This is a genomic window from Mycobacterium intermedium, from assembly GCF_002086275.1.
GTDB lineage: Bacteria > Actinomycetota > Actinomycetes > Mycobacteriales > Mycobacteriaceae > Mycobacterium > Mycobacterium intermedium.
On record NZ_MVHT01000364.1, the window covers coordinates 1 to 263 of the forward strand.

The 263-nt window shown below is 80.6% G+C and carries 1 pseudogene; it reads right to left on the bottom strand.

The features are described from left to right. Positions 1-263 (bottom strand): annotated as a pseudogene (locus BST27_RS31035) (PE family protein); the annotation flags it as partial.

Consider the following 263-nt stretch of genomic DNA (forward strand, 5'->3'; position numbering starts at 1 on the left):
GCCACCGGCCCCGCCGGCCCCGGCTAGGCCGCCCGCAGTGTTACTGCCCCCGGTGCCGCCGGCCCCGCCGGCGCCAAACAGCAAGCCTGCGCCACCGGCTCCCCCGGTCCCGGCCGGAACCCCCGCGAGGATGCTGAGCCCGCCGGCGCCGCCGGGTCCGCCCATGCCGAACAACCCGCCGATCCCGCCGGCGCCGCCAGTGCCGCCGACCGGCGAGTTGGCGCCGCCGGTCCCGCCGGCGCCGCCGATGCCAAACAGCAACC